Annotated in this window: 7 protein-coding genes and 1 tRNA gene; 5 read left to right on the top strand and 3 right to left on the bottom strand. The window is 71.9% G+C overall.

Features of this window, described 5'->3' with window-relative positions; genetic code table 11:
* From ACF08F_RS35320 to ACF08F_RS35310, 3 genes are all read left to right on the top strand, one after another.
* The coding region (locus ACF08F_RS35320; protein ID WP_392302636.1) for a hypothetical protein at positions 1 to 185 on the top strand (185 nt) is incomplete at its 5' end.
* A gap of 55 nt (positions 186 to 240) precedes the next feature.
* Complete coding sequence (locus tag ACF08F_RS35315; protein WP_392302635.1) at positions 241 to 1014, top strand: helix-turn-helix domain-containing protein; 774 nt, start codon at positions 241 to 243, stop codon at positions 1012 to 1014.
* A 120-nt stretch (positions 1015 to 1134) separates the two neighbouring features.
* Positions 1135 to 1206: transfer RNA gene (locus tag ACF08F_RS35310), tRNA-Cys, on the top strand.
* A gap of 123 nt (positions 1207 to 1329) precedes the next feature.
* Here the strand turns inward: ACF08F_RS35310 and ACF08F_RS35305 are convergent.
* The 3 genes from ACF08F_RS35305 to ACF08F_RS35295 are packed head-to-tail and all read right to left on the bottom strand — an operon-like array spanning position 1330 to position 4787.
* On the bottom strand, positions 1330 to 1992 hold the full coding sequence (locus tag ACF08F_RS35305) for a hypothetical protein (RefSeq protein WP_392302634.1): 663 nt from the start codon (positions 1990 to 1992) through the stop codon (positions 1330 to 1332).
* Between the two features lie 32 nt (positions 1993 to 2024).
* A complete protein-coding gene (locus ACF08F_RS35300; RefSeq protein ID WP_392302633.1) occupies positions 2025 to 4346 on the bottom strand; it encodes a hypothetical protein in 2322 nt (773 codons plus the stop codon).
* Between the two features lie 15 nt (positions 4347 to 4361).
* Positions 4362 to 4787, bottom strand: a complete 426-nt coding sequence (locus tag ACF08F_RS35295) for a hypothetical protein (RefSeq protein ID WP_392302632.1) — start codon at positions 4785 to 4787, stop codon at positions 4362 to 4364.
* A 340-nt stretch (positions 4788 to 5127) separates the two neighbouring features.
* Here ACF08F_RS35295 and ACF08F_RS35290 point away from each other — a divergent pair, with 340 nt between their 5' ends.
* Together ACF08F_RS35290 and ACF08F_RS35285 are read left to right on the top strand one after the other, a co-directional pair.
* On the top strand, positions 5128 to 6213 hold the full coding sequence (locus ACF08F_RS35290) for a serine/threonine protein kinase (RefSeq protein WP_392302631.1): 1086 nt from the start codon (positions 5128 to 5130) through the stop codon (positions 6211 to 6213).
* 102 nt (positions 6214 to 6315) lie between these two features.
* Positions 6316 to 8508 carry a PQQ-binding-like beta-propeller repeat protein gene (locus ACF08F_RS35285; RefSeq protein WP_392302630.1) on the top strand — a complete coding sequence of 731 codons (2193 nt, stop codon included), beginning with the start codon at positions 6316 to 6318 and terminating at the stop codon, positions 8506 to 8508.
* The last annotated feature ends 38 nt before the right edge of the window (positions 8509 to 8546 follow it).

Below are 8546 nucleotides of genomic sequence, written 5' to 3'. Positions count from 1 at the left end.
TGCGGACTGGGCGGCTGCCGGACTCTCGCCCGCGCCGTTTCCGACAAGAGAAACGCTACGTTGCATTCAAAGATCGAGCAACAAGCGTGTTGCACGAAAGGCCCATCAATGCAGGTCAGTACCAGGATTTCATTGCAACGATCCTGGGAACTAACGCAACGAGCATCGCACTCGCGTTGCAATGAAATGGAAGTGAACGCTATGGTGGAGTCGTCCGAGGACGACCAAGAGGAGACGGCGATGCCCGGAGGCAGACTCACCCAGCAGGAACGTCAGCAGATCGCGCTGGGACTGGCCGACGGCCTCGCCTACGCCGAGATCGCCCGACGTCTCGACCGGCCGACCTCGACCATCACGCGCGAGGTCATGCGGAACGGCGGCCCCACCTCCTACCGCGCCGACCTGGCCCACCGTGCCACCGAGCGCCGCGCGCACCGGAGCAGGCAGAGCACGCCCCGGAGCCCCGAGGCGCTCCCGCAGGCCCACGGGCGCGACCCCGAGGCCGTGCGCGAGTACGAGGAGGTCCTGACCACGGTCTTCATGCAGTCCGGCATGCCCAAGATGATGTCCGGGGTCATGGCGTGCCTCTGCATCAGCGACTCGGGCAGCCTCACCGCGGCCGAGCTCGTCCAGCGGCTCAGCGTCAGCCCCGCGACCGTCTCCAAGGCGATCGCGTTCCTGGAGAGCCAGAACCTCGTCCGCCGGGACCGCGACGAGGGCCGCCGCGAGCGCTACACCGTCGACGCCGACGTCTGGTACCAGTCGATGATGTCCAGCGCCCGGGCCACGGCACAGATCGTCGAGACCGCCCGACAGGGCGTGGGCGTCCTCGGCGCCGCCACTCCGGCCGGCACCCGCCTGGAGAACATCGCCCGCTTCCTCGACTACGTCAGCGAGAGCACCGCCCGCGCCGCCGAACAGGCCCGCGCGATCCTCCACTCGACCTCGGAGACGCCCCCGGCGACGTCTCAGGAGACCGCCCCGGAGACCGCCCGGGACGACACCCCGGCCTGAGCCCGGACCGGCCCGACTGTGAACGGGGTGTGGCAGCCCCGTTGCAGTCGCATGGCACGACCCCCTGACCCCTTGAGCCCCTCCCGGCCGCCGCCCTACGGTCGTACCAGTGCACAACACGACCGTGTGCCCGAGTGGTTCAGGGACTCGCCTGCAAAGCGAGGTACGTGGGTTCAATTCCCGCCACGGTCTCTCGATCGCCGCCAGGGGTGGCCCGCCGACGCGGGTCACCCCTTCACGGCATCACGCCGTCGCCCCTTCACGGGCGTCACGGCATCACCCCGTCACGGCATCACCCGTCACGGCATCACGCCGTCACCCCGTCTCCGGCAGGAGCGACTCCGGAACCGTCACAGGCTCCAGGCAGCCCAGCCGCTTCTGGGTCTCGCGCACGAAGGGGGTCAGCAGACTTCCGGACAGCGCCTCCTTGTCCGTACCGAGCCCCTGGCTCCGTACCGAGACCTGGAGGGGCAGTTCGCGCTCCTGGGCGGCCACCGCCCCGGGGACCCGGCAGGGGACCACCGCGACGAGGGCGTCCATCGGCTCCTGCTCCCACCGGACGTAGACGTCGTCGGCGGCCTTGGTCCACTTCCGCTCCTCGTCGTCCACGGAGACGGAGTCCATGGTCTGGACGGACCACTGGACGCGGGCGTCGACCCGCTGGATGTTCCCGCCCTCGGCCGTGGACATCCGGCACGGCTCGTACGTGGAGCGCGTCAGGTCCTCGCTCCCGGCGACGTACGACGTCGCCTCCTTCAACATCGCCTCACGGACCTCCGCCGGGGGCAGGCTCTCGGCCCGGAAGTCGGAGTCGCCCAGGATCGCGCGGGCCGCGGAGACGCCTCCGGCGCCGAGGACCTCCTCGCAGACCTCCAGCGCCTTCACCGTCTCCGGCGGGGGCCCCGCGGCCTCGTCGCCTCCGCCGCCGGAGCAGCCCGTGAGCCCCGCCAGCGCCGCCAGGGCCACTGCTCCGGCCACGACCGCGGACCTCGTCGTCTTCGCCTTCAACGTCACTTGTTCCTCGTCAGGTTCTGCACGTCCAGGCGGCCGGCGTCGTAGGAGTGTTCGACCGCCGCCATCAGGTCCCGCCGCTCCTGCTGCGTCATGTTGTGCGTCTCGGCGAGGTTCAGGATCGGGACGGCCGCGGCGGCCTCACCCGCCTTGCTCACGTCCAGGACGGCGCCGTCGGCCTCGTCGTCGTTCTTGTACTCGTTGTCCTTCAGGTACTGCAGGGTGTCGGCGGCGTAGCCCGTGCTGACCGTGGAGCCCACGGTCTCCATGACGAGCGGGACCGCGGTCGCCGCCACGAGCCCGGCGGCGGGCCCGAGGACCACGGCCGAACCGACGCCCACGACCACGGCGACGCTGCCGCTGACCGCCGACTTGCGCCACTCGGCCTGCTTCTCCAGTTCCAGGTTCTTGGCCTCTTCCTGGTCCTTGAAGTCGATGGCGATCTGCGAGACGCGCGACTCGTCGAGGATTCCGTGGACCTTGGTGGCGTTGTGCGCGAAGGTGAGGGCGGAGTCCTTGTCCCCCTCCAGCGCCTTGATGCCGCTGGCCTCGAAGACCTGCTGCGCGGCGGACATCGTCTTGTAGCCGTCCTCGTCGCTCGCCACGGCGTTCATGAACCGGAGGCTCGCGGCCTCTCCGAAGTCGGTCCGGGAGCTGCCGTCGCTGCTCGCCGGGAAGAGCTGGTCCCGGCCCAGGGAGTCGCCGGTGCCGCCGAAGTTGTACGTCGAGTAGTTCAGGTCGTCGATGTAGGCCGCGCCCATGTTGCCCAGGCTGTCCATCAGCGCCTTGTGCTGCTCGCGCAGTTCGGTGTTCGTCCCGTAGGTGTCGATGACCTGCTTCATGATCTCGGCGGACTTCTCGTCCCGGTGCAGCTGGGGGTTCGGGTCGTCCCAGCCGTGGCCCGTGGTCGCCGCCTCCAGGGCGTGGCCGAGGGCGTCCGGCATGTACGCCATGGTCTTCGTGAGGTCGTCCGGGTTGTGGCCCTCGATGTCGGGGAAGAAGGTGTAGTCCTTGTTCTGGAAGTAGTCCAGGTAGCCCTTCTGGTTCCCGTCCTTCTTCGGGTCCAGGTCGACCGTCCCGCCGGGGCTGCCGTCCTTGTTGTACGAGGTCGGCTCCTTGGAGAAGTACTCCTTCGCCGCGTCGGGGCTGTGGCCGAGCGCCTCCAGCATCGAGATCATCGGGTCGAAGCCCGAGCCGTTGACGCCGGACGGGTTGTACTGGTTCTTCAGCCAGCCGGCGCCCATCGGCTTGCTGTTGGCGAAGAGGTACGGGTCCTTCGCGTGCAGCTGGGTGACGTGCTCCGCGATGGGGACGAGGAACTTCGGGTCGTAGTTGCCGTAGCGCATGATGCCGCCGAGCAGCTGGTAGCCGAAGGCCGGGTTGTTGTCGTACTTCACGAGCGGGATGCGCTCCGTGCCCAGCTTGCGCATGTCCGCGGACCACTTGTCGGTCCAGGCGTCGCCGCCCTGCGTGGCCGTCGCCAGGTTCATGCCCAGGTTCCGCTGGAGGTCCTGGACGTCCGCGAGGCGCTGCTTGTCGACCTTCGAGTAGTCGTACGTGTCCGTGGACAGCTGGCCGAAGAACTCCAGGGCGCCCTTCGGGCCGAGGCCGTCGTAGAAGGTCCTGGAGAACTCCTTGGAGCCGCTGTTGTCCTTCAGCAGCTCGTTGAGGCGCATCAGCTCCTCGTGCGAGATGTCCCGGCCCTTCTTGGCCAGGTCGACGGCGCGCTGCGCCTCCTCGGCGTCGAGGCTGGTGTACTTCGGCCCGCTGAAGTTGTGCTTGTCCCCGGTGATGTTGGCCTTGAGGGCGTTGGAGCAGGCCACGTCGGCCTCGGTGCAGACCTCCAGGACCGCCTTGATCCGCTCCTCCATCGCCCGGATGTCGGCGCGCTCCTTGCGCACCAGGTCCTGGAAGTCGGGGTCGTGCCGGGCGGCCGGGTCCTTGATGGCGGAGAGCGGCTCCCTGGCCTCGACGGTGCCGTCGGGCTTCACCCGGAAGCCCCTGGCGGGGGCGTCGGTGTCGGCGATCGTCCTGAGCTCGTCCTTGGCCTTCTTGAAGGCGTTGTAGCCGTCCTCCAGGACCTTGTGGATGCCGTCGGCGGCCTTGGCGGCGTCCTCGAACTCCTTCGCCGTCTTGTCCACGAACGGCTTCGTGACCTCGGCGTTCACACCGCGCCAGTAGTCGTCCCTGGCCTTCGCGGCCATCGTCGTACGGGCGTCCTCGGCGAGCTTGTCCAGCTTGCCCTTCATCGCGGACCAGTCGTCGGCCGCCGCCTTCATCTTGTCGAGCGGCGCGTGGTGCACGTTGTCGTAGGTCAACACAGCGGGGCCCCCGGCCTACTTGAAGTACTCGTCGATCTTGGAGGCCGCCATGGCCGCCCTGATGTCTTCCTCTTCCTTCGCGTGGGAGGCCGCGCTGTAGTCGAGGTGGTTGGAGATGTTGGCGCAGGCGTCGAGCAGCGTGTTCAGCTGCGAGCTCCAGGTCTCCTGCACGGTCGACATCGCGGAGCCCGTGAGGAAGCCGTTGGTCGACATGCCCGTCGCTGCCTCCGTGGTGTTCGTACGCGCGTGGTTGCCGTCCTTGACCAGCCGGCCGTGCAGCGCGTAGGCGGCGCTGCCGATGGCCCCGAGCTTGTCCTGGTCGACGCTGAGGTCGGCGTTGCCGCCGCCTCCGCCGGGCTCCGGGGCGACCTGGTTCAGCCGCATGCTCACGCTGTCCGCGGACGCCGACCGGACCGACGCCCACTCGTCTTCGAACGACATGCTCTCCCCCGTGCGGTGTTCGCGCCGGCGATCGTGATCCTTCCGGCTTCGCCTCAGCAAGTTCCGTGCCCACGGAAACACGCAGATCGTAGTCGCACGACCAGGTGTTCGAGCACTCCCGGCCGGTAATTTCCGCGCGGGGCGAGATCTTCACGAGGCTTCACGACACGCACAGGCCCGCTTCACCTTCGCAACCCGGACAGCCTCGGACGTTCCGGGCCCGCTCCCCTCCGGCCCGGGCGCCGCCGGGGCCCGCCCCGCCGCGACGGGCCGCCGCCTCGATAGGCTCGACCCGTCCCGGGCCGCCCCGGGGCGGTCGCACGGACAGGGGGAGTCACCGGTGGAACGGTCGCGCACGCAAGGAGAATCCGGGGCGACCCCGGCGGCGCCGCGAACGGCCCCCGACCGCCCCTCCGCGCAGGACCGCCGGGTCGGCCCGTACCGGCTCGTCACCCGTCTCGACCCGCCCGGCACCGCCGTCCCGTGCCGCCGCTTCGTGGCCCGCACCCCGGACGGCGACCGCACGGTCCTCCTGAGCACCCCGCTGCCCGGCACCGACCCGGCACGCTTCGCCGCGGAGGCGACCGCGGGCCGGTACCTGTTGGGCCCGTGGATCGCCCCGGTGACGGACGTGTCCGAACCGGCGGGACCGGCGGGACCGCCGGGACTGACGGGACAGGCGGGCGCGCCGGGAGCCACCGGCCCGTCGGGACCGACCACCGGCCCCACCACCGGCCCGTCGGGCCCGACCACCGGCCCCGCCTGGTACGCGAGCCCCTACGTCCCCGCGCTCCCGCTCCCCGTGGCCCTCGCCGTCCACGGCGGGCCGCTGCCCGAGGCCACCGTCCGGGCCGTCGGCGCCGCGCTCGCCGAGGCCCTCGCCGCCGCGCACTCCCAGGGCATCACGCACGCCGGGGTCTCCCCCGCCGCCGTCCTCCTCACCGCCGACGGCCCCCGGCTGAGCTGCTTCGGCGCGGTACGGGCCGCCGCGGCCGACGGCGAGCCGCGCACCGGACTGCCGGGCCTCGACCCGGGGGCACTCGCCCCCGAACAGGCCGCGGGCGGCCGGCCGCGACCGCCCGGCGACGTGTTCGCGCTCGGTGCCGTCCTCGCGTACGCCGCCACCGGCCACACCGTGCCCGAACGCGAGGAACTCCCGCCCGCCCTGCGCCCGGTGGTCTCCTCCTGCCTGGCCCGCGACCCGGCCGACCGCCCGACGGCCGCCGCCCTGATGACCTCGCTCGCGCCGCCGACCGCGCACCACACGGTGCTGAACTCGGCCGGCGCCCTGCTCACCCCCGGCTGGCTGCCGGGCCGGGTGATCGCCGCGCTCGCGCGCCAGTCGGCGGAGCTGCTCGCCGCCGAACTCCCGGAGCTGCCGGAACAGCAGGGCCGCGCGGAACACGCGACACCGGCCCACGCCTGAGCCGCGCACGCCTCCCGCGCCTGCCCCCCACCCTCCTCCGCCCCTCCCCTCCCCTCCGGTGGGTCACCCCGCCCTCACCCTCGATCCGACGGACCAGACCTCATGCTGTCGCCCCTGACCCACGACGACCCGGCCGCAGTCGCCACGTACCGCCTCCTCGCCCGCCTCGGCTCCGGCGGCATGGGCACGGTCTACCTGGCGCGCACCCCCGGCGGCCGTACGGTCGCGCTGAAGACCGTGCACGCCCGGCTCGCCACCGATCCCGCCTTCCGGGCCCGCTTCCGGCTGGAGACGGACGCGGCGCGGATCATCGGCGCGCGCCACGGCGCGGCGGTCGTCGACGCCGACCCGCTCGCCGAGACGCCGTGGCTGGCCACCGAGTACGTCCTCGGCCCGCCGCTCGACGACGCCGTCGCGCTCGGCGGCCCGCTCCCGGAGCCGACCGTCCGCGCGCTCGGCGCCGCGCTCGCCGGGGCCCTCGCCCAGCTGCACTCCTCGGACGTGGTCCACCGCGACCTGAAGCCCTCGAACGTCCTGGTCACCGCGTACGGCCCGAAGATCATCGACTTCGGCATCGCCCGCGCGGCCGGTGACGAGCACCTGACCCGTACGGGGGCGGCGGCCGGTACTCCCGCCTTCATGTCCCCGGAGCAGGCGAGCGGACAGGAACACCCCCCGGCCGGTGACGTGTTCGCGCTCGCGGGCGTCCTGGTCTTCGCCGCCACCGGCCACGGCCCCTTCGGCTCGGGCTCCCCGGCGGACCTGCTGTACCGGGTGCGCTACGCCGAGCCCGACCTCACCGGCGTACCGGAGGCGCTGCTGCCGATCCTCACGGCCTGCCTCGCCAAGGACCCTGCGGCCCGCCCCACGACCGCCTACCTCACGGCCCATCTCCACGACGGTCACGGCGAGTTCGCGGACCACCTGCCCCCGCTGGTCCTCGCCGACATCGCCCGGCGCGCGACGGACGTCTGGGTCCACGCGCCGCACCGCCTGCCGGTCCCGGCGGGAGCGGCGATCGCGGAGACCGCCCCGAGCACCCCGCTCTCCCGCCGCCGCGCCCTCACCCTCGGCGGCGGCTCGCTCCTGGGCCTCGCGGGAGCGGGCGCGGGCGCGTGGGCCTGGCTGAACTCCCGTGACCCGGAAGGCGGTACGGCCGCGGGCGGCTCCCCGTCCCCGACCGGCCCCACAGCCGTCCCCGCCCCGACGTCCCCCGACGGCGCGCCCGCGGCGCTGTGGCAGGACGAGGTCCTCGACCGCGAGGAGCGGATCCCCCCGCTGCTGGCCGGCGCCGATGTCGTGGGCTTCGCGGAGACGGTCTCCTTCCGCGCCGTCGACACGAGGACCGGCAGCGAACTCTGGGCCGACAACGCGGTGAGCGAGCCCCACCAGATCACCACGGACGGCACGAACTACTACGTGTCCGACGGCAACTACGAGGGCCCCGGCGCCCTGAAGATCCGCACGCTCGCGCCCCGCACCGGCAAGGAGGCGGCCCCGAAGATCGAGCTGAAGGGCATCGACGGGACGACCACGGAGCTCCTCACCGCGGTCGGCGGAGTCCTGTTCACGGCCTCACGCCTGGGCAAGCGCGAGATCGACTCCGACGCGGACAACGTCGGCTGGCACCTCCTCGCCGTCAACCTCCGCACGGGCAAGGAGGCATGGCGGCAGCCGTACGAATGGGACGGCGTCCGCCCATGGCTCGCCCAGGTCGTCGGGGACCGCCTGATCCTCGGCAAGAACAGCGGCGACCTCGACTCCTTCCTCGTCCAGGCGAGGGACGTGCGGACGGGGCGGCAGCTGTGGAAGAGGCGGCTGCCGCTGGAGAAGTCCGCGGGGTTCGTCCCGTACCAGCTCTCCACCGACGAGCAGCACGTCTACACCGGCGGCGACCGCCTCCGTGCCGTGCGCCTGACGGACGGGGCCATCGCCTGGCAGTACGGCGCCGGCAAGGACCCCCTGGGCTACGGGGTGCCCGTCGTCGCGGACAACCTCGTCTACACGAGCGTGAACGGTCAGGGTCTCGTGGCCGTCACCGCGAGGAAGGGCATCGAGTTCTGGGCGGAGGAGGCCGGCAGCAGGCCACTGACTCCCCGCTTCTACTACCGGCCGATCATCGGCAAGAAGTACGCGTACGCGCCGGTGCGGGGCGGCCTGAGCGCGGTCGACCTGTCGACCCGCCGCTCGGACTGGGTCTTCCCGACGGACGCCACGCGCTACGTCGTCGACAAGGACCGGGCCCGCATCATCGGCGCGGGGACGTCGAGCGTCGTGGCCATCCCGTACGTCTGACGCCCACCAGCCCCCGACCCACCCCAGCTACCGGAAAG

The sequence above is a fragment of the Streptomyces sp. NPDC015130 genome, assembly GCF_043080005.1.
GTDB lineage: Bacteria > Actinomycetota > Actinomycetes > Streptomycetales > Streptomycetaceae > Streptomyces.
Note: the sequence above shows the minus strand (reverse complement) of the source record. Positions and strands in the feature narration are given on the sequence as shown.

What these genes read in the sequence shown, in the direction of transcription:
- ACF08F_RS35295 (WP_392302632.1), bottom strand. Translation starts at nt 4,787, where the DNA reads ATGTCGTTCGAAGACGAGTGGGCGTCGGTCCGGTCGGCGTCCGCGGAC.
- ACF08F_RS35285 (WP_392302630.1), top strand. Translation starts at nt 6,316, where the DNA reads ATGCTGTCGCCCCTGACCCACGACGACCCGGCCGCAGTCGCCACGTAC.
- ACF08F_RS35315 (WP_392302635.1), top strand. Translation starts at nt 241, where the DNA reads ATGCCCGGAGGCAGACTCACCCAGCAGGAACGTCAGCAGATCGCGCTG.